The sequence below is a fragment of the Pseudomonas juntendi genome (assembly GCF_009932375.1).
Lineage (GTDB): Bacteria > Pseudomonadota > Gammaproteobacteria > Pseudomonadales > Pseudomonadaceae > Aquipseudomonas > Aquipseudomonas juntendi.
Genome location: NZ_BLJG01000210.1, coordinates 16,396 through 40,037, shown reverse-complemented (window position 1 = coordinate 40,037; position 23,642 = coordinate 16,396). Strand labels below are relative to the sequence as shown.

The 23,642-nt window shown below is 63.0% G+C and carries 23 protein-coding genes and 1 other RNA gene; 20 read left to right on the top strand and 4 right to left on the bottom strand.

The genetic code is table 11. The annotated features are described in order from the left end of the window. Positions 1 to 140 precede the first annotated feature (140 nt). From petA to GYA94_RS21890, 5 genes are all read left to right on the top strand, one after another. A complete protein-coding gene (petA, locus tag GYA94_RS21910; protein ID WP_009684434.1) occupies positions 141 to 734 on the top strand; it encodes a ubiquinol-cytochrome c reductase iron-sulfur subunit in 594 nt (197 codons plus the stop codon). Further along, on the top strand, positions 734 to 1,945 hold the full coding sequence (locus tag GYA94_RS21905; protein ID WP_029886541.1) for a cytochrome b: 1,212 nt from the start codon (positions 734 to 736) through the stop codon (positions 1,943 to 1,945). The genes petA and GYA94_RS21905 overlap by 1 nt, the downstream gene beginning before the upstream one ends. Further along, positions 1,945 to 2,724 carry a cytochrome c1 gene (locus GYA94_RS21900; protein WP_029886542.1) on the top strand — a complete coding sequence of 260 codons (780 nt, stop codon included), beginning with the start codon at positions 1,945 to 1,947 and terminating at the stop codon, positions 2,722 to 2,724. The genes GYA94_RS21905 and GYA94_RS21900 overlap by 1 nt, the downstream gene beginning before the upstream one ends. A gap of 115 nt (positions 2,725 to 2,839) precedes the next feature. Further along, entirely contained in the window at positions 2,840 to 3,463 is a 624-nt protein-coding gene (locus GYA94_RS21895; protein ID WP_054913251.1) for a glutathione S-transferase N-terminal domain-containing protein, read from the top strand. 10 nt (positions 3,464 to 3,473) lie between these two features. Next, complete coding sequence (locus tag GYA94_RS21890; protein ID WP_161893091.1) at positions 3,474 to 3,905, top strand: ClpXP protease specificity-enhancing factor; 432 nt, start codon at positions 3,474 to 3,476, stop codon at positions 3,903 to 3,905. Between the two features lie 222 nt (positions 3,906 to 4,127). Here the strand turns inward: GYA94_RS21890 and GYA94_RS21885 are convergent, their stop codons facing one another. The 4 genes from GYA94_RS21885 to GYA94_RS21870 all read right to left on the bottom strand — a co-directional run bounded on the left by GYA94_RS21885 (position 4,128) and on the right by GYA94_RS21870 (position 7,571). Then, positions 4,128 to 4,706: a BON domain-containing protein gene (locus GYA94_RS21885; protein WP_009684429.1), complete on the bottom strand. Its 579-nt coding sequence runs from the start codon at positions 4,704 to 4,706 to the stop codon at positions 4,128 to 4,130. After that, the gene (locus tag GYA94_RS21880; protein WP_029887793.1) at positions 4,703 to 5,296 is read right to left on the bottom strand and encodes a phosphoheptose isomerase; all 594 of its coding nucleotides are present in this window, start codon (positions 5,294 to 5,296) and stop codon (positions 4,703 to 4,705) included. The genes GYA94_RS21885 and GYA94_RS21880 overlap by 4 nt, the downstream gene beginning before the upstream one ends. 86 nt (positions 5,297 to 5,382) lie before the next feature. After that, positions 5,383 to 5,754: a YraN family protein gene (locus GYA94_RS21875; protein WP_054889886.1), complete on the bottom strand. Its 372-nt coding sequence runs from the start codon at positions 5,752 to 5,754 to the stop codon at positions 5,383 to 5,385. Further along, the gene (locus GYA94_RS21870; RefSeq protein ID WP_009684425.1) at positions 5,754 to 7,571 is read right to left on the bottom strand and encodes a penicillin-binding protein activator; all 1,818 of its coding nucleotides are present in this window, start codon (positions 7,569 to 7,571) and stop codon (positions 5,754 to 5,756) included. Before GYA94_RS21870 ends, GYA94_RS21875 begins: the two co-directional genes overlap by 1 nt. Before the next feature lie 186 nt (positions 7,572 to 7,757). On the opposite strand from GYA94_RS21870, the gene rsmI reads away from it, so the two are divergent. From rsmI to GYA94_RS21795, 15 genes are all read left to right on the top strand, one after another. Beyond that, a complete protein-coding gene (gene rsmI / locus GYA94_RS21865; RefSeq protein WP_161893090.1) occupies positions 7,758 to 8,633 on the top strand; it encodes a 16S rRNA (cytidine(1402)-2'-O)-methyltransferase in 876 nt (291 codons plus the stop codon). Positions 8,634 to 8,700: 67 nt separating this feature from the next. Continuing rightward, positions 8,701 to 9,061, top strand: an RNA gene (gene rnpB / locus GYA94_RS21860) — RNase P RNA component class A. A gap of 308 nt (positions 9,062 to 9,369) precedes the next feature. Further along, positions 9,370 to 9,825, top strand: coding sequence for a division/cell wall cluster transcriptional repressor MraZ (gene mraZ / locus GYA94_RS21855; RefSeq protein ID WP_004575120.1), 456 nt, complete (start codon positions 9,370 to 9,372; stop codon positions 9,823 to 9,825). Continuing rightward, on the top strand, positions 9,822 to 10,769 hold the full coding sequence (gene rsmH, locus GYA94_RS21850; protein WP_009684422.1) for a 16S rRNA (cytosine(1402)-N(4))-methyltransferase RsmH: 948 nt from the start codon (positions 9,822 to 9,824) through the stop codon (positions 10,767 to 10,769). Before mraZ ends, rsmH begins: the two co-directional genes overlap by 4 nt. Next, a complete protein-coding gene (ftsL, locus tag GYA94_RS21845; RefSeq protein WP_009684421.1) occupies positions 10,766 to 11,059 on the top strand; it encodes a cell division protein FtsL in 294 nt (97 codons plus the stop codon). The genes rsmH and ftsL overlap by 4 nt, the downstream gene beginning before the upstream one ends. Then, on the top strand, positions 11,059 to 12,807 hold the full coding sequence (locus GYA94_RS21840) for a peptidoglycan D,D-transpeptidase FtsI family protein (protein ID WP_161893096.1): 1,749 nt from the start codon (positions 11,059 to 11,061) through the stop codon (positions 12,805 to 12,807). The genes ftsL and GYA94_RS21840 overlap by 1 nt, the downstream gene beginning before the upstream one ends. After that, a complete protein-coding gene (locus GYA94_RS21835) occupies positions 12,807 to 14,294 on the top strand; it encodes a UDP-N-acetylmuramoyl-L-alanyl-D-glutamate--2,6-diaminopimelate ligase (protein WP_161893089.1) in 1,488 nt (495 codons plus the stop codon). Before GYA94_RS21840 ends, GYA94_RS21835 begins: the two co-directional genes overlap by 1 nt. Further along, complete coding sequence (locus GYA94_RS21830; protein WP_161893088.1) at positions 14,287 to 15,654, top strand: UDP-N-acetylmuramoyl-tripeptide--D-alanyl-D-alanine ligase; 1,368 nt, start codon at positions 14,287 to 14,289, stop codon at positions 15,652 to 15,654. The genes GYA94_RS21835 and GYA94_RS21830 overlap by 8 nt, the downstream gene beginning before the upstream one ends. Then, a complete protein-coding gene (gene mraY, locus GYA94_RS21825) occupies positions 15,654 to 16,736 on the top strand; it encodes a phospho-N-acetylmuramoyl-pentapeptide-transferase (protein WP_003251852.1) in 1,083 nt (360 codons plus the stop codon). The genes GYA94_RS21830 and mraY overlap by 1 nt, the downstream gene beginning before the upstream one ends. Before the next feature lie 6 nt (positions 16,737 to 16,742). Beyond that, complete coding sequence (gene murD, locus GYA94_RS21820; protein ID WP_110675753.1) at positions 16,743 to 18,089, top strand: UDP-N-acetylmuramoyl-L-alanine--D-glutamate ligase; 1,347 nt, start codon at positions 16,743 to 16,745, stop codon at positions 18,087 to 18,089. Beyond that, the gene (gene ftsW / locus GYA94_RS21815) at positions 18,089 to 19,300 is read left to right on the top strand and encodes a putative lipid II flippase FtsW (RefSeq protein WP_174824202.1); all 1,212 of its coding nucleotides are present in this window, start codon (positions 18,089 to 18,091) and stop codon (positions 19,298 to 19,300) included. Before murD ends, ftsW begins: the two co-directional genes overlap by 1 nt. Beyond that, positions 19,290 to 20,369, top strand: coding sequence for an undecaprenyldiphospho-muramoylpentapeptide beta-N-acetylglucosaminyltransferase (gene murG / locus GYA94_RS21810; RefSeq protein ID WP_029886558.1), 1,080 nt, complete (start codon positions 19,290 to 19,292; stop codon positions 20,367 to 20,369). The genes ftsW and murG overlap by 11 nt, the downstream gene beginning before the upstream one ends. Beyond that, a complete protein-coding gene (murC, locus tag GYA94_RS21805; RefSeq protein ID WP_029886559.1) occupies positions 20,362 to 21,810 on the top strand; it encodes a UDP-N-acetylmuramate--L-alanine ligase in 1,449 nt (482 codons plus the stop codon). The genes murG and murC overlap by 8 nt, the downstream gene beginning before the upstream one ends. After that, positions 21,807 to 22,763, top strand: a complete 957-nt coding sequence (locus GYA94_RS21800; protein ID WP_029886560.1) for a D-alanine--D-alanine ligase — start codon at positions 21,807 to 21,809, stop codon at positions 22,761 to 22,763. Before murC ends, GYA94_RS21800 begins: the two co-directional genes overlap by 4 nt. 5 nt (positions 22,764 to 22,768) lie before the next feature. Further along, positions 22,769 to 23,638, top strand: a complete 870-nt coding sequence (locus tag GYA94_RS21795) for a cell division protein FtsQ/DivIB (RefSeq protein WP_029886561.1) — start codon at positions 22,769 to 22,771, stop codon at positions 23,636 to 23,638. The last annotated feature ends 4 nt before the right edge of the window (positions 23,639 to 23,642 follow it).

Here is a 23,642-nt window from a genome sequence, read left to right as displayed (position 1 = left end):
GTAGTGGGCCCTTGCCCGGCTAATCCCTTGTCAGTGTGTGGATTTGTTTCTTACCATGGCGACCAAATTTTAGTGCCACAGACACAACCTAAGTACAGGCCTGGTTCAACAGGCCAAGCAAGCTGATGGGAGAGGACTGAATGAGCAATGACGGCGTCAACGCAGGCCGGCGCCGCTTCCTCGTAGCCGCGACATCCGTGGTCGGGGCAGCGGGAGCAGTGGGGGCTGCGGTACCGTTCGTGGGGTCATGGTTTCCCAGTGCCAAGGCGAAAGCCGCGGGGGCACCGGTGAAGGTCAATATCGCCAAGGTCGAGGCCGGGCAGCAGATGGTAGCCGAATGGCGAGGCCAGCCGGTGTTCATCGTCAGGCGCACCGAGGAGATCCTCGGTAACCTGAAGAAAATTACCGGCGAATTGTCTGATCCCGATTCCAAGTCTTCGGTGCAGCCGACCTATGTCGATCCCGAAGTCCGCTCCATCAAGCCGGAAATCCTCATTCTCGTCGGCCTGTGCACGCACCTGGGCTGCTCGCCCACCTTCCGCCCGGAGGTTGCGCCAGCCGACCTGGGCCCTAAATGGGTGGGTGGCTACTTCTGCCCGTGCCACGGCTCCCACTACGACCTGGCTGGGCGTGTCTACAAGTCGCAGCCGGCGCCACTCAACCTGCCCGTACCGCCGCACTCGTACGAGTCGGACGATATCATCGTCATCGGCGTCGACCAGGAGAAAGCATGATGAGCAAGTTCATGGACTGGATTGATGCTCGCTTCCCCGCGACCAAGATGTGGGAAGATCACCTGAGTAAGTATTACGCGCCCAAGAACTTCAACTTCCTGTATTTCTTTGGCTCCCTGGCATTACTGGTGCTGGTCAACCAGATCGTCACCGGTGTGTGGCTGACCATGAGCTTCACGCCCTCGGCAGAAGAGGCATTCGCCTCGGTCGAGTACATCATGCGTGACGTCGAATACGGCTGGATTCTGCGCTACCTGCACTCCACGGGTGCTTCGGCGTTCTTCATCGTGGTTTACCTGCACATGTTCCGCGGCCTGCTCTACGGCTCCTACCAGAAGCCCCGCGAGCTGGTCTGGCTGTTCGGCATGTTGATCTACCTGGCGCTGATGGCCGAGGCCTTCATGGGTTACCTGCTGCCGTGGGGCCAGATGTCCTACTGGGGCGCCCAGGTCATCATTTCGCTGTTCGGTGCCATCCCGGTGATTGGTGGCGACCTCACCCAATGGATTCGTGGTGACTACCTGATCTCCGGCATTACCCTGAACCGCTTCTTCGCCCTGCATGTGGTCGCCCTGCCTATCGTCATCCTCGGCCTGGTGGTGCTGCACATTCTTGCCCTGCACGAAGTGGGTTCGAACAACCCCGATGGCATCGACATCAAGAAGAACAAGGACGAAAACGGCATTCCGCTCGATGGCATTCCGTTCCACCCGTACTACACCGTCAAGGATATTGTCGGCGTGGTGGTGTTCCTCTTCGTGTTCTGTGCGGTGGTGTTCTTCTTCCCGGAAATGGGCGGTTACTTCCTGGAAAAGCCGAACTTCGAGCAGGCCAACGCGTTCAAGACCCCGGAACATATTGCCCCTGTGTGGTACTTCACACCGTTCTACGCCATCTTGCGTGCGGTGCCTGACAAGTTGATGGGTGTGATCGCCATGGGGGCGGCGATTGCGGTGCTGTTCGTACTGCCCTGGCTCGATCGCAGCCCGGTGCGCTCCATGCGTTACAAAGGCTGGATCAGCAAGCTCTTCCTGCTGGTGTTCTGCGTGGCCTTCGTCATCCTCGGCGTGCTGGGCGTGCTGGCACCGACACCTGGGCGCACGCTGTTGTCGCAGGTGTGCACGGTGCTGTACTTCGCCTACTTCCTGTTGATGCCGTTCTACACAAGGCTCGAGAAGACCAAACCGGTTCCGGAAAGGGTGACTGGCTGATGAAAAAGTTGATTGCAGTATTTTTGCTGGCACTGATGCCTGCCTTTTGCTTCGCTGCCGAACACGGTCTGGAGCTGGACAAGGTCGATATCGACCTTACCGACAAGGCTGCCATGCAGGACGGCGCGCGGACGTTCGCCAACTATTGCATGGGCTGCCACAGTGCCAAGTTCCAACGCTACGAGCGTGTGGCCGATGACTTGGGCATCCCCCACGAGCTGATGCTCGAAAAGCTGGTGTTTACCGGGGCCAAGATCGGTGATCACATGCAGATCGGCATGAAGCCCGAAGACGCCAAGACCTGGTTCGGTGCCGCGCCGCCCGACCTGACCCTGGTGGCCAGGGTGCGTGGTACCGATTGGCTGTACACCTACCTGCGCAGTTTCTACGAAGACCCCTCGCGGCCTTATGGGGTGAACAACAAGGTATTCCCGAACGTCGGCATGCCCAACGTGTTGGTCGGCCTGCAGGGCAACCAGGTGATTGGCTGCAAGCAGGTGCAGACGGTGACCGATGGGAAGAAGCAATTCGATCCGTTGACCGGTAGCCCGATTACCCATGAAGCCTGTGACCAGCTGACCGTTACGCCGAAATCCGGTACCCTGACCGCCGAGCAGTTCGACGAGAAGGTCAAGAACCTGGTGACCTTCCTGGCCTATTCGGCCAACCCGGTCAAACTGGAAAGCCAGCGCATCGGTACCTATGTGTTGCTGTACCTGGCTTTCTTCTTCGTATTCGCCTATTTGCTCAAGCGTGAATACTGGAAGGACGTGCACTGATCACGCAGTAATTTCTGGTTGTTGAACGCGCCCGGGGCGCCTGGCAGAAATGCCAGGATGCCCCGGGCGCGTTTTCATTTAAAGTTGCACAGCATCTCGTGCGAGGAGCCGCTACATGGGCGCAACCAACAGGTTAGCCTGCTATTCCGACCCCGCTGACCATTATTCTCATCGGGTACGCCTGGTGCTGGCCGAGAAGGGGGTCAGCGTGCAGGTCATCGATGTCGATCCGGCGCGCCTGCCGCCCAGGCTGGCCGAGGTCAACCCGTATGGCAGTGTGCCGACCCTGGTCGACCGTGACCTGGCGTTGTATGAATCGACCGTGGTGATGGAATACCTCGAGGAGCGTTACCCGCACCCGCCGCTGATGCCGGTATACCCGGTTGCGCGCGGCAACAGCCGTTTGCTGATGCACCGCATTCAGCGGGACTGGTGTGCCCTGGCCGATAGCGTGCTCGATTCGCGCAGCAGCGAGGCTGCCCGAAGTGAAGCGCGCAAGGCCCTGCGCGAAAGCCTGACCGGTGTTTCGCCATTGTTCAATGAGTTCGCCTGTTTCATGAGCGATGAGCAAAGCCTGGTCGATTGTTGTCTACTGCCCATACTCTGGCGCCTGCCAGTGTTGGGCATCGAGTTGCCCCGGCAAGCGAAACCGCTGCTGGATTACATGGAGCGCCAGTTCGCCCGCGAGCCATTCCAGGCGAGCCTGTCCTCTGTAGAACGTGAAATGCGTAAGCTTTAAGGAGCCGTTGATGAACTCCAGTCGCCCCTATCTGGTTAGAGCACTGTACGAGTGGATCGTCGACAACGATTGCACGCCCCATATGCTGGTCAATGCCGAATACAAAAAGGTGCAGGTACCGGATGGTTTCGCCAATGATGGCCAGATTGTCCTGAATATTTCGCCAAGTGCTGTGCGCCACCTGCACATGGATAACGACGCGGTCAGTTTCGAGGGCCGTTTCAGTGGCGTGACCCATTCGCTGTTCGTGCCGGTTGGCGCCATCCTGGGCATCTACGCCCGCGAAAATGGCCAAGGCATGGTCTTCGAGCTGGAGCAGCCGCTGACGGATGGCGATGACCTGGAAGACGATGATGTGCAGCCGGATGACGATGGTCCGCCAGAAGGTGGTGGCCAGCCGCCGCGCCCGACTGGTCGACCAAGCCTGAAAGTGGTCAAGTAATAAAAAAGGCGACCTTGTAGGGTTAATGCCAGCAGTTAACTAATTTGGGGCCGCTTTGCGACCCTTCGCGGGTACGCCCGCTCCCACAGGGGATCGCGTGTGGGAGCGGGCGTACCCGCGAAGGGCTGCAAAGCAGCCCCAATAACGCTTGACTGACAGGCATCAACCTTTAAGGGTCGCCTTTTTTAGGCCGGGATTGTTGCCTTGCCGGCCCAGGGTTCTTCAGTCGATGTACTCGAAGAGTTTGACGATTTTTTGCACACCCGATACACCCTGTACTACGGCGGTGGCGGAATTGGCCTCCTGCTGGGTCACCAGGCCGAGCAGGTAGACGATACCGTTCTCGGTAATGACCTTGATTCGCGAGCTGGGCACGGCGCTGTCGGTCAGCATCTGGGTCTTGATCTTGGTGGTCAGCCAGGCATCGTTGTTGCGCGCCAGAATCGAAGACGGCTGCATGACCTGCAGCTCGTTGTGCACCTTTTTCACACGTTGAACCTGGCTGGCGGTTTGCTCGGCAAGGCTCTTGAGGTCGGCGCGTGGGGTTTGGCCTGCGAGCAGGACGATACCGTTGTAGCTGCTGACAACGATGTGCGAGCCCTTGTCCAGGTCCGGGTTGGCCTTGGAGATGTTGACCGCGGCTTTGGTTTCGATCAGCGAGTCGTCGATCTTGCTGCCGATGGTGCGCGTGCCGCGGTCGTCTTCAATGGGCGAATTGCGGGCAGAGGTGAGTACCGAGCTGCAGCCGGTAACGCTCAGGCACAGAGTCAGGGCCAGCAGGCCAAGGCGCATAGGGGTCATTCTTCACTCCCGAACAGTTGGCTGTCGATCAGGTCGCACAGGCAGTGGATCGCCAGCAGGTGGACTTCCTGGATGCGCGCGGTCACTGTCGAAGGTACGCGGATTTCCACGTCCTCTGGCAGCAGCAGCGAGGCCATGCCGCCGCCGTCGCGCCCCGTCATTGCTACGACAATCATTTCGCGGTCATGCGCGGCCTGGATCGCCTGGATCACGTTGGCCGAGTTCCCGCTGGTGGAGATCGCCAGCAGAACATCGCCCGGTTGGCCCAGTGCGCGGATCTGCTTGGAAAAGACTTCGTTATAGCTGTAGTCATTGGCGATCGACGTCAGGGTCGAACTGTCGGTGGTCAAGGCGATGGCCGGCAAACTCGGGCGTTCGCGCTCGAAGCGGTTGAGCAGTTCCGAGGAAAAGTGCTGGGCGTCGCCGGCCGAGCCGCCATTGCCACAGGCGAGCATCTTGCCCTCATTGAGCAGCGCATTGACCATGACCAGGCTGGCCTGCTCGATGTGCGGTGCCAGGATGTCCATCGCCTGTTGCTTGGTTTCGATGCTGGCCTGGAACAGCCGGCGAATTCGGGATTGCATGTCCATCTGGTGACCTTAAATGGGGCGGTGGCCTTTGTTACGCGCAACAACGACCAGCCCGCGATACATAGAGCAAAAAAAACGTAGAGGGTTCAGCACTCGAAGGCGTTTTTCAGCCACTGAAGCGGTTTGCCTGCATGGTGGCTACCCTGCAGGGCGACAACGTCGAAGCGGCAGGGGTGGTTGCCCCATTGGGGCTCCTTGAGCAGGAACAGGCTGGCCGCATGCACCAGCCGTTTCTGCTTGCGCCCATCGATACTGGCGAGGGCGCCTCCGAAGGCCGCGTGCAACCGGTAGCGGACTTCGACGAATACTACTGTATCGGCGTCGAGCATGACCAGATCAAGCTCGCCGCCTTTGCATCGCCAGTTGCGCGCCAGCAGCCGCAGGCCTTGCCCCTGAAGGTACTCAAGGGCTTGGGTTTCTGCAGCGTGGCCGGCGCCGGTCGGTGATGCTGCAGCCATCAGCGCGGGGTATCAGGCAGGCGCTTGACTTGGCCGCCAGCGAATTCAGCCCATGGCAGTTGACGCTCCACACGCTGGTTGGCGTTGATGCTCAAGCTGCCGGATAGGCCCTGGACGCGGTTATCCGGCAGCGCCTTCAGTTGGCCCAGGCGCGGTGCCAGGCTGTAGGCATCGACGCCCATGGCGTACAGGCGGCCCAGGCTGCCGGCCGCTTGCGGCCACTGCTGAACCACCTGTTGGCGCAGGCTGTTGCTGGTATCGAGCAGCCACGGGGTTTCGCAGAAGCGGATGCCGTTCATGTCGTTGTACTGGTTGACGTCACCGCTGGCGCTGTACAGGTTGGAAGTGGCGTACACCGGTACGTCACCGGCGTACTGGAAATTCAGGGTCGGCTTGATCTGCTGCGCTTGCTGAGGGGTAGAGGCAAGGAAGAGGAAGTCGATGTCCTGGCGGCGCGACGGTTGTGCGGCGATGTTGCCGCCAACCGTGCTCTGCAGGCTCTTAGCGCGGCTTTCGCTCTGGCGCAGCTGGAACAGGTCGGCAATCTGCTGGGCCAGCGCAACCGGTTGCGCGATGCGTTGGGCTGCGAGCACGGTGCCGCCGTTGCCTTCCCAGTCCTGGCGGAAGGCGGCCAGCACGCGATCACCCCATTCGCCGCTCGGCACCAGGGCTACCGCGCGGACCATGCCATCGGCACGGGCGCGACGGGATACTTCGCGTGCTTCGTCTTCGGCCGCCAGGCCGAACTGGAACAATTGCGGTGGGGCCACCTGGCCAGCATCGGCGTAGTTGAGCGCCAGGGTGGTGATCGGCAGTTGCGGTTTGCTGGCCAATTGCTTGACCAGCGGTTTTTCCAGCGGGCCGATGACCAGCTGCACGCCTGCGGCCTGGGCCTGGCGGTAGAAGTCGTCGAGCGAGCCGATGCGCGAGCTGTCGAACACCTGCACCGCAGGGGCGGCTTGGCCAGCCTGCTGGGCCTGGAAGTGGGCGGCCATGAAGCCGTCACGCAGGGCCCGGGCAACCCCGGCCAGTGGCCCTTCCTGGGGCAGCAGCAGGGCGATTTTGGTCAGCGGTTGGCTGGCCAGTTCCTTGAGCTTGACCAGTGGCACTGGCAGCTGTTTGGCCGCCGGGTGGTCCGGGTGCTGTTTGACCCAGCTCTCGATGGCGCTCTGTTGCTGCTCGAGGGTGCCGGCACTTTTCACCGCCAGGGCCAGGCTGGTCCAGCCGGCCAGGGTCTGGTCAGTGGCCGGCTGCTGCAGCTGCTCGGCCGGCAGCGAGGCGACCAAGGCCCAGATGGCGTCGTTGTTTGCGCTGGCGGCCTGGTCGCTGAGCAATGGGGCCAGCAGTACGCGCTGTTGCGCGGCGGCCAGGGCCTGGCCATCGGCCTCCAGCGCGGCGGCGTGCACGTAGTAGGTGCGCGCCTGCTGTTCCTTCGGCAGCTCGGGAACGTGCTGCAGGCTTGGGTGGGCCAGGGCGGCCAGGGCAGCCTTGGGTTGGTTGCGGCTCATGGCCAGTTCTGCCGCCAGGGTGCTGGCGAACACTTGCTGGGCCGGCTTGAGCGTGTCCAGCGGGACCTGCTCGAGAATGCGTGCGGCGCGGGGGAAGTCCTTCTGCTTGTAGGCCAGGTCGGCTGCGCTCAGGCGCAGCAGGGCGGCGTCTTGCGCAGACTTGCTGGAAGCAGCCTGCTCGAGCAGTTGCTCGATGCTGGCATCCGGGGTGCGTGGCAGTTCGCCCAGGCTGGATGAGGGCGAGCTGGCGCAGGCTGCCAGCAGGGCAGCGAGGCAGAGGGCTGTGAGCAGCCGCAGGCAAGCGATCATGTAAAGGTCCTGTTACTCGATCAAGTTGGCCGGCAATTGTACCCAAGCACTGGCCGGGGCGCGATGTTGCCGTGTCGATCCTTCACTATAGGTGGCTTGCCGCCGGTCGCGTATGAAGTTCTTTGCGCCCTGTTGCGGGCGCTCGGGCTACAATGGCGCCTTTGATCCGAATGACAGGTGTGCGCAGTGACTGATGTGGCAGGGGCTTCTAAATCCACCGTGGGAACGCTGTATGTGGTGGCAACTCCCATCGGCAACCTCGATGACATGAGCGCCCGAGCGCTCAAGGTGCTGGCAGACGTGGCGCTGATCGCAGCCGAAGACACTCGCCATTCAATCCGCCTGCTGCAACATTTTGGCATCGATACACCACTGGCGGCCTGCCACGAGCATAACGAGCGGGACGAAGGCGGGCGCTTTCTCGGCAAGCTGTTGGCCGGCGAAGATGTGGCGCTGGTTTCCGATGCCGGTACCCCGTTGATTTCCGACCCTGGCTACCACCTGGTGCGCCAGGCGCGGGCTGCCGGGGTCAGCGTGGTGCCGGTGCCGGGCGCCTGTGCCTTGATCGCGGCATTGTCGGCGGCGGGCCTGCCCTCGGACCGTTTCATTTTCGAAGGTTTCCTGCCGGCCAGGCAGGCGGGGCGCCTGGCACGCCTGGAGCAAGTGCGCGAAGAGCCGCGCACGCTGATTTTCTATGAAGCGCCGCACCGTATCCTCGAGTGCCTCGAGGACATGGAAACGGTGTTTGGCGGTGAGCGCCCAGCCTTATTGGCGCGCGAACTGACGAAAACCTTCGAGACGCTCAAGGGCTTGCCCCTGGCCGAGTTGCGGGCGTTCGTCGCCGGTGATAGCAACCAGCAGCGCGGTGAGTGCGTGGTACTGGTCGGTGGCTGGAGTGCACCGGAGGGCGAGCAGGCCATCAGTAGCGAGACCCAGCGCGTGCTCGACCTGTTGCTGGCCGAGTTGCCGCTGAAGCGGGCGGCGGCGCTTGCCTCGGAAATTACCGGCGTGCGCAAGAATCTGTTGTATCAACTTGCCCTGGATAAACAGAAGGCTCAGTAGTGGCAAATTGATATAAATGCTGCTGGCGCTTGTTCTTGAGCGCGTGTGCCGTTACCCTTGTCGGCGGAGAGTCGATCGGACAGTCGCTGCCGTCTTTTGTTCCGCAAAAGTTCGGGGGAGGAAAGTCCGGGCTCCATAGGGCAGAGTGCCAGGTAACGCCTGGGAGGCGTGAGCCTACGGAAAGTGCCACAGAAAATAACCGCCTAAGCACTTCGGTGCCGGTAAGGGTGAAAAGGTGCGGTAAGAGCGCACCGCACGGCTGGCAACAGTTCGTGGCTAGGTAAACCCCACTCGGAGCAAGACCAAATAGGGTTCCATCAGGCGTGGCCCGCGTCGGAACCGGGTAGGTTGCTAGAGGCGTCCAGTGATGGCCGTCGTAGAGGAATGACTGTCCTCGACAAAACCCGGCTTACAGATCGACTCTCCACCTTTCTTTTCTGCATCTTTCGATAGCAGACCCCCCTTTGGTAATACCGAAAAAATCTTACTCTTAATAAATCACTTTAAGTTCAAGCCCCAGTGGCTTGTGCGGGTTTGATTTTTCTCGTGTTTTTTTCATTGTGAAATACCTTTCACAATCCTTTAACGCGCTAAATCTCGGTCCTGTAAGGCTTTTCCTTCCGAACGTGCCTTGACGGTGCCTCCGGCGGATTCCTATAGTGTGCGCAAGTGGCAGAAAGTGGGATGAAGTGGGTTTTCTGGCACAAAAAAGATAACATTGTGGGGAATCGCAGCCGTGTTCCGCGGAGCCAACGCCGTCAGTCTCGATGCCAAGGGCCGTCTCGCCATGCCGAGCCGGTACCGTGACGAGCTCGATTCGCGTTGCAATGGTCAGCTGATCGTGACCATCGACGCCGTGGACCCGTGCTTGTGTGTTTATCCCCTCGATGAGTGGGAACAGATAGAAGCCAAGTTGCGTGCCTTGCCATCGTTGCGTGAGGAAAACCGCCGCCTGCAGCGATTGCTGATTGGCAATGCGGTAGACCTGGAACTCGACGGCAGTGGGCGTTTCCTGGTGCCGCCCCGTTTGCGTGAGTACGCCAAGCTCGACAAGAAGGCGATGCTGGTGGGGCAACTGAACAAATTCCAGCTGTGGGATGAAGATGCCTGGAACGCGGTTTCGGCAGCCGACCTTGCAGCTATTCAACAACCGGGCGCCATGCCCGACGAATTGCGTGACCTGATCCTGTGACCATAGATAGCGGCTTCAACCACATTACCGTCCTGCTCGACGAAGCTGTCGAGGCATTGGCCTTGCGCGCCGACGGTTGCTATCTGGACGGCACGTTTGGCCGTGGCGGACACAGCCGCCTGATCCTCAGCAAGCTCGGGCCGCAAGGGCGGCTGCTGGGCTTCGACAAAGACCCACAAGCGATTGCCACAGGGCAAGCGCTGGCGGCCGAAGACGGCCGCTTTGTCATTGTGCAGCGCAGCTTTGCCGAGCTGGGCGCAGAAGTGGCCGAGCGGGGCCTGCATGGCAAGGTCAGCGGCGTGTTGCTGGATCTTGGCGTGTCCTCGCCGCAACTGGACGACCCCGAGCGGGGCTTCAGCTTTCTCAATGATGGCCCGCTGGACATGCGCATGAACCCCGACCAGGGCGTCAGCGCTGCTGAATTCATTGCCACCGCACCGGTGGAAGAAATTGCCCGCGTGTTCAAGGAATACGGCGAAGAGCGCTTTGCCGGGCGCATGGCGCGTGCCGTGGTCGAGCGCCGCGAAAAGCAGCCGTTCACCCGCACTGCCGACCTGGCAGAGGTGCTCAAGGTGGCCAACCCGGCCTGGGAAAAGGGCAAGAACCCGGCTACCCGCGCCTTCCAGGGCTTGCGCATCCACGTCAACAATGAACTGGGTGACCTGGAGGCGGGGCTCGAGGCCGCGCTCGACGCACTTGAAGTCGGCGGTCGGCTGGCGGTTATCAGCTTCCACTCGCTGGAAGACCGCATCGTCAAACTGTTCATGCGCAAGCTGGTCAAGGGCGAGGCCGACAACCTGCCACGCAACCTGCCGGTGCAGCACAAGGTCTTCGAGCCCAAGGTCAAGCTCATCGGCAAGGCCCAGTTCGCCTCCGAAGCCGAGCTCAAGGCCAACCCGCGGTCGCGCAGCGCCGTGATGCGTGTGGCGGAGAAGTTGCGGTGAGCAGGCTGTTCGCCAAGCCCTTGCCTGGCGGGAGCTTCCTGATGCTCCTGCTATTCGTTGCCGTGCTGGTTTCGGCCATTGCGGTGTCCTATAGCGCGCACTGGAACCGCCAGTTGCTCAATACCCTGTACGGTGAGCTGAACGAGCGCGACAAGGCCCAGGCCGAGTGGGGCCGGTTGATCCTCGAGCAGAGCACCTGGACCGCTGCCAGCCGTATCGAAAACCTTGCGTCCGAGCAATTGAAGATGCGCGTGCCTGCGGCTGACGAAGTGCGGATGGTGGCGCCATGATGAAACTCGAAGGCGCACTGTACCCATGGCGCTTCCGCGTGGTCATCGGCCTGCTGGCACTCATGGTCGGGGCCATCTGCTGGCGCATCATCGACCTGCAGGTGGTCGACCGCGACTTCCTCAAGGGCCAGGGCGACGCGCGCAGCCTGCGCCATATCTCGATCCCGGCACACCGTGGGCTGATTACCGACCGCAACGGTGAGCCATTGGCGGTCAGTACCCCGGTCACGACCTTGTGGGCCAACCCCAAGGAAATGCAGGCCTCCAAAGAGCGCTGGCCGCAACTGGCAGCAGCATTGGGGCAAAACCCGCAGCAGCTGAGCGAGCGCCTGACCCAGCAGGCCAACAAAGAGTTCATCTACCTGGTCCGCGGCCTGACCCCGGAGCAGGGCCAGCACGTGCTCGACCTGAAAGTGCCCGGCGTGTACGGGCTGGAAGAATTCCGCCGGTTCTACCCGGCCGGTGATGTCACTGCGCATATGGTCGGCTTCACCGACCTGGACGACCACGGGCGCGAAGGGGTCGAGCTGGCCTATGACGAGTGGCTTGCCGGCGTGCCTGGCAAGCGCCAGGTGATCAAGGACCGGCGCGGCCGGCTGATCAAGGACATTCAGGTCACCAAGAACGCCAAGGCCGGGAAGACCTTGGCGTTGTCGATTGACCTGCGTCTGCAGTACCTGGCTACCCGCGAGCTGCGCAACGCCATTGCCGAACAGAACGCCAAGGCCGGCAGCCTGGTGATCATGGACGTCAAGACCGGTGAGGTCCTGGCCATGGTCAACCAGCCGACCTACAACCCCAACAACCGCCGCAGCATGTTCCCGGCGGCCATGCGTAACCGGGCGATCATCGACGTGTTCGAGCCAGGTTCGACGGTGAAGCCGATCTCCATGAGCGCAGCGCTGGAAAGCGGCCGCTGGAAACCTACCGACAAGGTCGAGGTATACCCCGGCAGCCTGCAGATCGGCCGCTACACCATCAAGGATGTGTCGCGCAGCGAGGGTCCGATCCTCGACCTGACCGGCATCCTGATCAACTCCAGTAACGTGGGCATGAGCAAGATCGCCTTCGACATCGGTGGCGAGGCCATCTACCGCGTGATGTCCCAGGTCGGCCTGGGCCAGTACACCGGCCTTGGCTTCCCGGGTGAGCGTGTCGGCAACCTGCCGAACCACCGCGAGTGGCGCAAGGCCGAGACGGCCACCCTGTCTTACGGCTACGGCGTGTCGGTGACCGCCCTGCAGTTGGTGCATGCCTACGCGGCATTGGCCAACGACGGCAAGATGGTCCCGCTGTCGATCCTCAAGGTGGACAAGGCGCCCGAGGCCGTGCAGGCCATTCCGAAGGAGACCGCGGAAACCATCCAGGGCATGTTGCAGCAGGTGATCGAGGCGCCGCGTGGCGTGTTCCGCGCCCAGGTGCCGTTCTACCACGTGGCCGGCAAGTCCGGTACTGCACGTAAAGCCACGGTGGGTTCCAAGGGGTACACCGAAAACGCCTACCGCTCGCTGTTTGCAGGCTTCGGCCCGATGAGCGATCCGCGTTACGCCATCGTCGTGGTGATTGACGAACCGGGCAAGGGTGGCTACTTCGGTGGCCTGGTTTCGGCACCGGTGTTCAGCAAGGTCATGTCCGGCACCCTGCGCCTGATGAACGTGCCGCCAGACAACCTGCCGCCGCCAGCTGCTGCTGCACCTGCCGGGCAACCACAAGTCAATGCTGCCGCTGCCAAGGGAGGGCGTGGGTGATGACAATGCCATTGAGCAAACTGTTCGCACACGCCAGCCGCGATCCGATGATCCGCGAACTGACCCTGGACAGCCGCAACGTGCGCCCGGGTGACTTGTTCCTGGCAGTGCCGGGGGCCAAGGTCGATGGCCGTGGGCACATTGCCGATGCCTTGGCCCGTGGTGCTGCCGCCGTGGCTTATGAAGAGCAGGGCGCCAACGTGCTGCCGTTGACCGATGTGCCGCTGATCCCGGTCAAAGGCCTGGTCGCTCAGCTGTCGGATATTGCCGGCCGCTTCTATGGCGAGCCCAGCCGGCAGCTGGACCTGGTCGGCGTGACCGGTACCAACGGCAAGACCAGTGTCACCCAATTGCTCGCGCAGGCGTTGGACCTGCTCGGCAAGCGCTGCGGCCTGATCGGCACTCTCGGTACCGGGTTCTACGGTGAACTGCAAAGTGGCCGCCTGACCACCCCTGACCCGATTGCCGTGCAGTCGACGCTGTATGGCCTGAAAAAGGCTGGCGCCAAAGCCGTGGCCATGGAGGTGTCTTCCCATGCCCTGGAACAAGGCCGCGTGGCTGCACTGGCTTTCGACATTGCGGTGATGACCAACCTGTCCCGCGATCACCTCGACTATCACGGCAGCATGCAGGCGTACGAAGCGGCCAAGGCCAAGCTGTTCGCCTGGCCGAGCCTGCGCTGCCAGGTGGTGAACCTGGACGACGAGTTCGGTCGGCGCCTGGCTCAAGCTTTCGACGATAGGGCGCCGGCAGATCCTATCGAGTCACGGCTGCTCAGCTATAGCCTGGAAAACCGGGACGCGGATCTATTCTGCACCAAGGCCGAATTCGATGACCATGGCGTGCGCGCCACATTGGTCACTGCCCAGGGTGAACGCATTCTGCGCAGCCAGTTGCTGGGCCGTTTCAACCTGAGCAACATGCTGGCGGCGGTGGCAACCCTGCTGGCAATGGACTTCGCCCTCGACGAGATCCTCCGCGTCATCCCCAAACTGCAAGGGCCGGTTGGCCGCATGCAGCGCCTGGGTGGCGGTGCCAAGCCATTGGTGGTGGTCGACTACGCACATACGCCAGACGCGCTGGAGAAGGTTCTGGAAGCCCTGCGCCCGCATGCTCACGGCCAGCTGCTGTGCCTGTTCGGCTGCGGTGGCGACCGTGATCGCGGCAAGCGCCCACTGATGGCCGAAGTGGCCGAGCGCCTGGCGGACCGCGTCCTGGTCACCGACGACAACCCGCGTAGCGAAGACCCGCTGCGTATCTTCGACGACATTCGCCCCGGTTTTGCCAAGCCTGCCGGGGTGGAGTTCATCGCTGGCCGCGGCGCGGCCATTGCGCACCTGATTGCCACCGCTGCTGCCGACGACGTGATCGTGCTGGCCGGCAAGGGGCACGAGGATTACCAGGAGATCAACGGCGAGCGCCATGAGTTCTCCGACTTGATCGAAGCCGAAAAGGCACTTGCAGCCTGGGAGGCTCCACATGCTTAAGCCCATGTCACTCAGCCAGCTGGCCCCGCTGCTGAACGGTCAGCAGATCGGCGCCGATGCGGCGTTCACCGGCGTCAGCATCGACAGCCGCAGTGTCAGTGCCGGGCAACTGTTCGTCGCCTTGACCGGCCCGCGTTTCGACGGCCACGACTACCTGGCCGATGTCAAAGCCAAGGGTGCCGTCGCGGCGCTGGTCGAGCGCGAGGTGGCCGATGTCGAGCTGCCGCAATTGCGCGTGGCTGACTGCCGCCTGGCCCTGGGCCAGCTCGGGGCACTGAACCGTGCTGCCTATGACAAGCCGGTGGTGGCCATTACCGGTTCCAGCGGCAAGACCACAGTCAAGGAAATGCTTGCCAGCATCCTGCGCACCCGTGGTCTTGTCCACGCCACCCGTGGCAACCTCAACAACGACCTCGGTGCGCCGCTGACCCTGCTGGAAATCGCTGCGCAGCACAGTGCTGCGGTGATCGAGCTGGGCGCTTCGCGCATCGGTGAAATTCGCTACACCGTCGGCCTGACCCGGCCGCAGGTGGTCGTCATCAACAACGCCGGTACCGCGCATGTTGGCGAGTTCGGCGGCCCGGAGAAAATCGTCGAAGCCAAAGGCGAGATTCTTGAAGGCTTGGGCGAGGGCGGTATCGCCATTCTCAACCTGGACGACAAGGCCTTCGCGACCTGGAAGGCCCGTGCCGGGGCGCACAAGGTCATCAGCTTCGCCCGCAGCGACGCCCGTGCCGATTTCCATGCCAGCGCCATTGGGCGCGACGCCCGTGGTTGCCCGTCATTCCAGCTGCATGGCGCCGGCGAGGTGGCCCAGGTGCAGCTCAATGTGCTCGGTGAGCACAATGTCAGCAACGCCCTGGCCGCTGCCGCCGCTGCCCATGCCGTTGGTCTGAGCCTGGCTGGCATTGCAGCTGGCCTTGCGGCGGTGCAGCCGGTCAAGGGCCGCACCGTGGCGCAGATCGCGCCCAGTGGCGTGCGTGTGATCGACGACAGTTACAACGCAAATCCCACCTCGATGTGCGCGGCCATTGATATACTCGCCGGCTTCTCCGGCCGCACCGTCCTGGTGCTTGGGGATATCGGCGAACTGGGGCAGTGGGCGGAAGAAGGCCACCGGCAGGTGGGTGACTACGCGCGCGGCAAGGTCGACGCCCTGTACGCAGTGGGTTCCAACATGAAACATGCGGTCGAGGCGTTCGGCGCCGATGGCCGTCATTTCGCTACTCAAGCTGAGCTGATCGGCGCGGTTAGTGCCGAAAACGCCAGCGACACCACTATTTTGATCAAGGGCTCGCGCAGCGCTGCGATGGAAAACGTCGTGGCGGCTTTGTGCGGTGCCAGCGGGGAGAAACATTAATGCTGCTGCTGTTGGCCGAGTATCTGCAACAGTTCCACAAAGGCTTCGCGGTCTTCCAGTACCTGTCCCTGCGCGGGATTCTGGGTGTACTGACCGCGTTGTCCCTGGCGCTGTGGCTGGGGCCGTGGATGATCCGTACGCTGCAAATTCGCCAGATCGGCCAGGCCGTACGTAACGACGGCCCGCAATCGCACCTGTCCAAGTCCGGCACCCCGACCATGGGCGGCGCACTGATCCTGTCGGCCATCGCTGTCAGCACCCTGCTGTGGGCCGACCTGAGCAACCGCTACGTCTGGGTGGTGCTGATCGTCACCCTGGCCTTCGGTGCCATCGGCTGGGTCGACGACTACCGCAAGGTGATCGAAAAGAATTCGCGGGGCCTGCCAAGCCGCTGGAAGTACTTCTGGCAGTCGGTGTTCGGCCTGGCGGCGGCGGTGTTCCTGTACAAGACCGCACCGACCAGCGTCGAAACCACGCTGATCCTGCCCTTCATCAAGGACGTCACCATTCCGCTGGGCGTCGGCTTCGTGGTGCTGACCTACTTCGTCATCGTCGGCTCCAGCAACGCGGTCAACCTCACCGACGGCCTCGACGGCCTGGCGATCATGCCCACGGTGATGGTCGGCGGCGCCCTGGGCATCTTCTGCTACCTGTCGGGTAACGTGAAATTCGCCGAGTACCTGCTGATTCCCTACGTGCCTGGCTCGGGCGAATTGATCGTGTTCTGTGGCGCCTTGATCGGTGCCGGCCTGGGCTTTTTGTGGTTCAACACCTACCCGGCACAAGTCTTCATGGGTGACGTCGGCGCGCTGGCGCTGGGCGCTGCCCTGGGCACCATCGCGGTGATCGTGCGCCAGGAAATCGTGCTGTTCATCATGGGCGGCATCTTTGTCGTGGAAACCCTGTCGGTGGTGATTCAAGTCGCCTCGTTCAAGCTGACCGGCAAACGGGTGTTCCGCATGGCACCGATCCACCACCACTTTGAACTCAAGGGCTGGCCAGAGCCACGCGTGATCGTCCGCTTCTGGATCATCACCGTGATCCTGGTGCTGATCGGCCTTGCCACCCTGAAACTGAGGTAGATGAGCGTGTCTTTGATCGCTTCCGACCAATTCCGCATCGTTGTCGGCCTCGGCAAGAGCGGCATGTCCCTGGTTCGCTTCCTGGCGAGCCGGGGCATTGCCTTTGCGGTCGCCGACACCCGCGAGCAACCGCCGGAACTGGACACCCTGCGCCGTGAGTACCCGCAGGTGGAAGTGCGCTGTGGTGAACTGGACGTGGACTTCCTGTGCCGCGCCAACGAACTGTACGTGAGCCCTGGCCTGGCCCTGGCTACCCCGGCCCTGCAGCAGGCCGCTGCGCGGGGCGTGCAGCTGTCGGGGGACATCGAGCTGTTCGCCCGCCATGCCAAGGCGCCGATCATCGCCATCAGCGGTTCCAACGCCAAGAGCACCGTGACCACGCTGGTAGGTGAAATGGCAGCCAAGGCCGGCAAGCGCGTGGCCGTGGGCGGTAACCTGGGGACCCCGGCACTGGACCTGCTGGCCGATGACGTCGAGCTGTACGTGCTGGAGCTGTCGAGCTTCCAGCTGGAAACCACCGACCAGCTCAATGCCGAAGTGGCCACCGTGCTGAACATCAGCGAAGACCACATGGACCGCTACAGCGGCCTGCCGGCCTATCACCTGGCCAAGCACCGCATCTTCCGCGGTGCCAGGCAGGTGGTCGTGAACCGCCAGGACGCCCTGAGCCGGCCACTGCCGGTAGAAGGCCGCCCTTGCTGGTCCTTCGGCCTCAACCAACCAGACTTCAAGGCGTTCGGCCTGCGCGAAGTGGATGGCGAGAAATACCTGGCGTTCGAATTCCAGGCATTGCTGCCGGTGCGCGAGCTGAAGATTCGCGGTGCCCATAACCAGAGCAATGCACTGGCGGCGTTGGCCTTGGGCCATGCTGCCGGCTTGCCGTTCGAGCCGATGCTCGAAGCGCTGCGCGAATTCGCGGGCCTGGCCCACCGTTGCCAGTGGGTGCGCGAGCGTGACGGCGTGAACTGGTACGACGATTCCAAGGCCACCAATGTCGGTGCTGCATTGGCCGCCATCGAAGGCCTGGGGGCCGATATCGAGGGCAAGCTGGTGTTGATCGCAGGTGGCGACGGCAAAGGCGCCGAGTTCGGCGCCCTGCGTGAACCGGTCAAGCGGTTTTGCCGCGCCGTGGTGTTGCTGGGCCGTGATGCCGAGCGCCTTGCCCAAGCCTTGGGTGATGACGTGCCGCTGGTGCGGGTAAAAACCCTCGACGACGCCGTGCAACAGTGCGCCGACCTGGCCCGGGCCGGGGATGCCGTGCTGTTGTCGCCAGCCTGCGCCAGCCTCGACATGTTCCGGAACTTCGAAGAACGCGGGCGGCTGTTCGCCCAGGCAGCGGGGGCCCTGGCATGATCTTCGGTGTGCTCAAGCCCTATCCGTCGCCGCTGATCAGCGGCCGTGGCATCGACCTCGACTTCGCGATGCTGGCCGGCTGCCTGGCCTTGCTCGGCCTGGGCCTGGTGATGATCACCTCGGCCTCCTCGGAAGTGGCTGCAGTGCAGTCGGGCAACCCGCTGTACCACATGTTCCGCCACCTGGTGTACGTGTTCCTGGGCCTGGTGGCTTGTGGTGCGACCCTGATGATCCCGATCGCCACCTGGCAGCGCATGGGCTTCCTCATGCTGCTGGGCGCCTTCGGCTTGCTGGTGCTGGTGCTGGTGCCGGGGATCGGCCGTGAAGTGAACGGCTCCATGCGCTGGATCGGCTTCAGCTTCTTCAACGTGCAGCCTTCGGAAATCGCCAAGGTGTTCGTGGTGGTCTACCTGGCCGGGTACCTGGTGCGCCGCCAGACCGAAGTCCGCGAGACCTGGATGGGCTTCTTCAAACCCTTCATCGTGTTGCTGCCGATGGCTGCGCTGCTGCTGATGGAACCGGACTTCGGCGCCACCGTGGTGATGATGGGCGCGGCCGCGGCCATGTTGTTCCTTGGCGGTGTCGGGCTGTTCCGCTTCAGCCTGATGGTGGTGCTGGCAGTGTTGGCGGTGTTCGTACTGGTGCAGGCGCAGCCTTACCGCATGGCGCGCCTGATCACCTTTACCGACCCATGGTCCGACCAGTTCGGCTCCGGTTACCAGTTGACCCAGGCGTTGATCGCGTTCGGCCGTGGCGAGTGGCTGGGCGTGGGCCTGGGCAACAGCGTGCAGAAGCAGTTCTACCTGCCTGAAGCGCACACCGACTTCGTGTTCTCGGTACTGGCCGAAGAGCTGGGCGTGGTCGGCTCGCTGGTGACCATCGCCCTGTTCGTGTTCGTGACCGTCCGCGCCCTGTACATCGGCCTGTGGGCGGAGAAGGCCAAGCAGTTCTTCGCCGCGTACATGGCGTTCGGCCTGGCCTTCCTGTGGATCGGCCAGTTCCTGATCAACATCGGGGTGAATGTCGGCTTGCTGCCGACCAAAGGCCTGACCCTGCCGTTCCTCAGCTACGGGGGCAGCTCGCTGGTCATCTGTTGTGCTTGCGTGGGCTTGCTATTGCGTATCGAGTGGGAAAGCCGTACGCACCTGGGCAGCGAGGAGCACGAATTCAGCGAAAGCGATTTTGCCGAGGAGACCAGTCATGGCCGCTGACGGCAAGAACGTACTGATCATGGCCGGCGGTACCGGCGGACACGTGTTCCCGGCCCTGGCCTGCGCCCGTGAGTTCCAGGCGCGCGGGTACAGCGTGCACTGGCTGGGCACCCCGCGCGGCATCGAGAATGAACTGGTGCCCCAGGCCGGCCTGCCGCTGCACCTGATCCAGGTCAGCGGCCTGCGCGGCAAAGGCAAGCTGTCGTTGCTCAAGGCACCCTTGACCCTGGTCAAGGCCGTTCTCCAGGCAAGGCGGATCATTCGCCAGCTCAAGCCGGTGTGCGTGCTGGGCTTTGGTGGTTATGTGACCGGCCCTGGCGGCGTGGCTGCGCGGCTGTGTGGCGTGCCGCTGGTGATCCATGAGCAGAACGCCCGCGCCGGTACCGCCAACCGCTTGCTGGTGCCGCTGTCTGCGCGGGTTTGCGAGGCGTTCCCGAACACCTTCGAGGCCAGCGACAAGCGCCGCACCACCGGCAACCCGGTGCGCCCCGAGCTGTTCCTGGATGCGCCACGCGCGCCCCTGGCCGAACGCCGTGCACGGCTGTTGGTGCTGGGCGGCAGCCTGGGGGCGGAACCATTGAACAAATTGTTGCCTAAGGCCCTGTCCGAAGTGCCTGCTGCCGTGCGGCCCGAGGTGTTTCACCAGGCCGGCAAGCAGCACGCGCAGATCACCGCCGAGCGTTATCACGAGGCCGGCGTCGAGGCTCAGGTCGAGCCTTTCATCAAGGACATGGCCCAAGCCTATGGCTGGGCCGACATGGTGGTGTGTCGGGCGGGTGCGCTGACCGTCAGCGAGCTGGCGGCGGCAGGCCTGCCTTCGGTGCTGGTGCCGTTGCCTCACGCAATCGACGATCACCAGACCCACAACGCTCAATATCTGGCTCGCGAAGGTGCTGCCTTCCTGATGCCACAAGCGACAACTGGCGCAGCGCAGCTCGCTGAACGCCTGAACGAGGTGCTGATGCAACCCGAGAAACTCAATGTCATGGCAGGTACCGCACGGCGCCTGGCCAAACCTGCAGCAACCAGCACCGTGGTCGATATCTGCCTGGAGGTGGCCCATGGTTGAGAGCCAGAAAGCCATGCCCCAGCCGAAAATGGGTCGTATCCGTCGCATTCACTTCGTCGGTATCGGCGGCGTGGGCATGTGCGGCATTGCCGAAGTGTTGCTGAACCTGGGCTATGAAGTGTCCGGTTCCGACCTGAAAGCCTCGCCGGTCACCGAGCGGCTGGAGTCATTCGGTGCCGAGATCTTCGTCGGCCACCGTGCCGAAAACGCTGCCACTGCCGATGTGCTGGTGGTTTCCAGCGCCATCAACCCGGCCAACCCGGAAGTGGCCACCGCCCTCGAGCGGCGCATTCCGGTGGTACCGCGTGCCGAGATGCTCGCCGAACTGATGCGCTACCGCCACGGTGTGGCAGTCGCCGGTACACACGGCAAGACCACCACCACCAGCCTGCTGGCCTCGGTATTCGCCGCCGGCGGTCTGGACCCGACCTTCGTCATCGGGGGTCGCCTGACCGCGGCCGGCACCAATGCCCAGCTGGGCACCAGCCGCTACCTGATCGCCGAAGCCGATGAGAGCGATGCCAGCTTCCTGCACCTGCAGCCGATGGTGGCTGTGGTCACCAACATCGACGCCGACCACATGGCGACCTATGAAGGCGACTTCAACAAACTGAAGAAAACCTTCGTCGAGTTCCTGCACAACCTGCCGTTCTATGGCCTGGCGGTGATGTGCCTGGACGACCCGGTGGTACGCGAGATTCTGCCGCAGGTGAAGCGCCCGACCGTGACCTACGGTTTCAGCGAAGAGGCCGACATCCGCGCCATCAATGTGCGCCAGCAGGGTATGCAGACCCATTTCACCGTGCTGCGCCGCGACTGCGAGCCGCTGGACGTGTCGGTGAACATGCCGGGCAACCACAACGTGCTCAATGCCCTGGCCACCATCGCCATTGCCACTGACGAAGGCATCACTGACGAAGCCATCGTGCAGGGCCTTTCCGGCTTCCAGGGCGTTGGCCGTCGCTTCCAGGTCTACGGCGAGCTGCCGGTCGAAGACGGCAGCGTGATGCTGGTCGATGACTACGGCCACCACCCGACCGAAGTGGCCGCCGTGATCAAGGCTGTGCGTGGTGGCTGGCCAAGCCGCCGCCTGGTGATCGTCTACCAGCCGCACCGCTATAGCCGCACCCGCGACCTGTACGACGATTTCGTTCAGGTGCTGGGCGATGCCAACGTGCTGCTGCTGATGGAGGTGTACCCGGCTGGCGAAGAGCCAATACCTGGCGCCGACAGCCGGCAGCTGTGCCACAGCATTCGCCAGCGCGGCAAGCTCGACCCGATCTACATCGAACGTGGCGCCGAGCTGGCGCCACTGGTCAAGCCGTTGCTGCGCGCTGGCGACATCCTGCTCTGCCAGGGTGCCGGTGACGTTGGCGGCCTGGCCCCGCAACTGATGAAAAGCCCGCTGTTCGCTGGCGCCAAGCAGGAGAAGTCGAAATGACCAGCGCCTACGACAAGCTGCACTCTACCCTCGACGTGAAAGCGTTTGGCCGCGTTGCCGTGCTGTACGGCGGCAAGAGTGCCGAGCGCGAAGTGTCGCTCAAGTCCGGCGCCGCCGTGATCGATGCGCTGACCACCGCCGGTGTCGACGTCGTTGCCATCGACGTCGGTGACGACCTGCTCGACCGCCTGCAGAACGAGAAGATCGACCGCGCCTTCATCATCCTCCACGGCCGTGGCGGTGAGGATGGCAGCATGCAGGGGCTGCTGGAGTGCCTGGGCATCCCTTATACCGGTAGCGGCATCCTCGCTTCGGCCCTGGCCATGGACAAGCTGCGTACCAAGCAGGTGTGGCAGAGCCTGGGCATTCCTACCCCGCGCCACGCGGTGCTGGCGAGTGAAAGCGATTGTTTGCAGGCCAGTACGGAACTGGGCTTCCCGCTGATCGTCAAACCCGCCCATGAAGGCTCTAGCATCGGCATGGCCAAGGTGAACAGCGCCGAGGAACTGATCGCCGCCTGGCAAGACGCTGCCCAGTACGATTCCCAGGTACTGGTAGAGCAGTGGATCCACGGCCCGGAGTTCACCATTGCGGTGCTGCGCGGCCAGGTGCTGCCGCCGATCGCCCTGGGTACACCGCACGTGTTCTACGACTACGACGCCAAGTACATCGCCAACGATACCCAGTACCGCATTCCGTGCGGCCTGGATAGCGCCAAGGAACAGGAACTGATCGACCTGACCGCCCGTGCCTGTGATGCCGTTGGCATCGAGGGCTGGGGGCGGCTGGACGTGATGCAGGACGAGCAAGGCCGGTTCTGGCTGCTCGAAGTAAACACCGCACCCGGCATGACCGATCATAGCCTGGTGCCCATGGCGGCCCGCGCGGCTGGCCTGGACTTCCAGCAACTGGTGCTGGCAATCCTGGCCGAAAGCGTGGCGACGCGAGGTTAATCATCATGCAAGGCGCAATGATACGTCAGCAGCAACCCGTAACCGGCCGTAGCAAGCCGGTGCCGCGTGGTGCCAGCAGGCTGGTGGCCGACGAGCCCGTATCGGCGCGCCTGCCGCGGCCCAGCCTCGGCGGCCTGAAGCGCCTGCTGTGGCCGGTATTGCTGGTGGCAGCAGGCTTCGGTGCCTACGAAGGGGCCATCCGCCTGATGCCTTATGCCGACCGGCCCATCGCCAAGATCGATGTGCAGGGCGACCTCACCTACATCAGCCAGCAGTCGGTGCAGCAGCGTATCGCCCCTTACGTGGCCGCGAGCTTCTTCAGTGTCGACCTGCCGGCGATGCGTGCGGAGCTCGAGCAGATGCCCTGGATCGCCCACGCCGAAGTGCGCCGGGTGTGGCCTGACGAGGTGGTCATCCGCCTGGAAGAACAGCTGCCGGTGGCGCGCTGGGGCGACGAAGCCTTGCTCAACAACCAGGGCCAGGCATTCACCCCGCGTGAGCTGGCCAACTATGAGCACCTGCCGCAGCTTGCCGGGCCGCAGCGTGCCCAGCAACAAGTCATGCAGCAGTATCAGGTACTGAGCCAGATGCTGCGCCCCTTGGGCTTTTCCATCGCTCGCCTGGAGCTGCGCGAGCGAGGCAGCTGGTTCCTGACCACTGGCGCGAGCAGCGCCGGGCCGGGCATCGAGCTGCTGCTGGGGCGCGACCATCTGGTGGAGAAGATGCGCCGTTTCATTGCCATTTACGACAAGACACTCAAAGACCAGATCAGCACTATCGCCCGCATTGATCTGCGTTATTCCAACGGACTTGCCGTTGGTTGGCGGGAACCGATTGCACCGACGACGGCCCAACCCGCCGTTGCGAAGAATTAGAGAG

What these genes read in the sequence shown, in the direction of transcription:
- murG (WP_029886558.1), top strand. Translation starts at nt 19,290, where the DNA reads ATGGCCGCTGACGGCAAGAACGTACTGATCATGGCCGGCGGTACCGGC.
- GYA94_RS21795 (WP_029886561.1), top strand. Translation starts at nt 22,769, where the DNA reads ATGCAAGGCGCAATGATACGTCAGCAGCAACCCGTAACCGGCCGTAGC.
- GYA94_RS21890 (WP_161893091.1), top strand. Translation starts at nt 3,474, where the DNA reads ATGAACTCCAGTCGCCCCTATCTGGTTAGAGCACTGTACGAGTGGATC.
- mraY (WP_003251852.1), top strand. Translation starts at nt 15,654, where the DNA reads ATGCTGCTGCTGTTGGCCGAGTATCTGCAACAGTTCCACAAAGGCTTC.
- GYA94_RS21880 (WP_029887793.1), bottom strand. Translation starts at nt 5,296, where the DNA reads ATGGACATGCAATCCCGAATTCGCCGGCTGTTCCAGGCCAGCATCGAA.
- GYA94_RS21870 (WP_009684425.1), bottom strand. Translation starts at nt 7,571, where the DNA reads ATGATCGCTTGCCTGCGGCTGCTCACAGCCCTCTGCCTCGCTGCCCTG.
- GYA94_RS21905 (WP_029886541.1), top strand. Translation starts at nt 734, where the DNA reads ATGAGCAAGTTCATGGACTGGATTGATGCTCGCTTCCCCGCGACCAAG.
- GYA94_RS21885 (WP_009684429.1), bottom strand. Translation starts at nt 4,706, where the DNA reads ATGACCCCTATGCGCCTTGGCCTGCTGGCCCTGACTCTGTGCCTGAGC.
- GYA94_RS21840 (WP_161893096.1), top strand. Translation starts at nt 11,059, where the DNA reads ATGAAACTCGAAGGCGCACTGTACCCATGGCGCTTCCGCGTGGTCATC.
- GYA94_RS21895 (WP_054913251.1), top strand. Translation starts at nt 2,840, where the DNA reads ATGGGCGCAACCAACAGGTTAGCCTGCTATTCCGACCCCGCTGACCAT.
- GYA94_RS21835 (WP_161893089.1), top strand. Translation starts at nt 12,807, where the DNA reads ATGACAATGCCATTGAGCAAACTGTTCGCACACGCCAGCCGCGATCCG.
- GYA94_RS21875 (WP_054889886.1), bottom strand. Translation starts at nt 5,754, where the DNA reads ATGGCTGCAGCATCACCGACCGGCGCCGGCCACGCTGCAGAAACCCAA.
- GYA94_RS21900 (WP_029886542.1), top strand. Translation starts at nt 1,945, where the DNA reads ATGAAAAAGTTGATTGCAGTATTTTTGCTGGCACTGATGCCTGCCTTT.
- murC (WP_029886559.1), top strand. Translation starts at nt 20,362, where the DNA reads ATGGTTGAGAGCCAGAAAGCCATGCCCCAGCCGAAAATGGGTCGTATC.
- petA (WP_009684434.1), top strand. Translation starts at nt 141, where the DNA reads ATGAGCAATGACGGCGTCAACGCAGGCCGGCGCCGCTTCCTCGTAGCC.
- GYA94_RS21830 (WP_161893088.1), top strand. Translation starts at nt 14,287, where the DNA reads ATGCTTAAGCCCATGTCACTCAGCCAGCTGGCCCCGCTGCTGAACGGT.
- GYA94_RS21800 (WP_029886560.1), top strand. Translation starts at nt 21,807, where the DNA reads ATGACCAGCGCCTACGACAAGCTGCACTCTACCCTCGACGTGAAAGCG.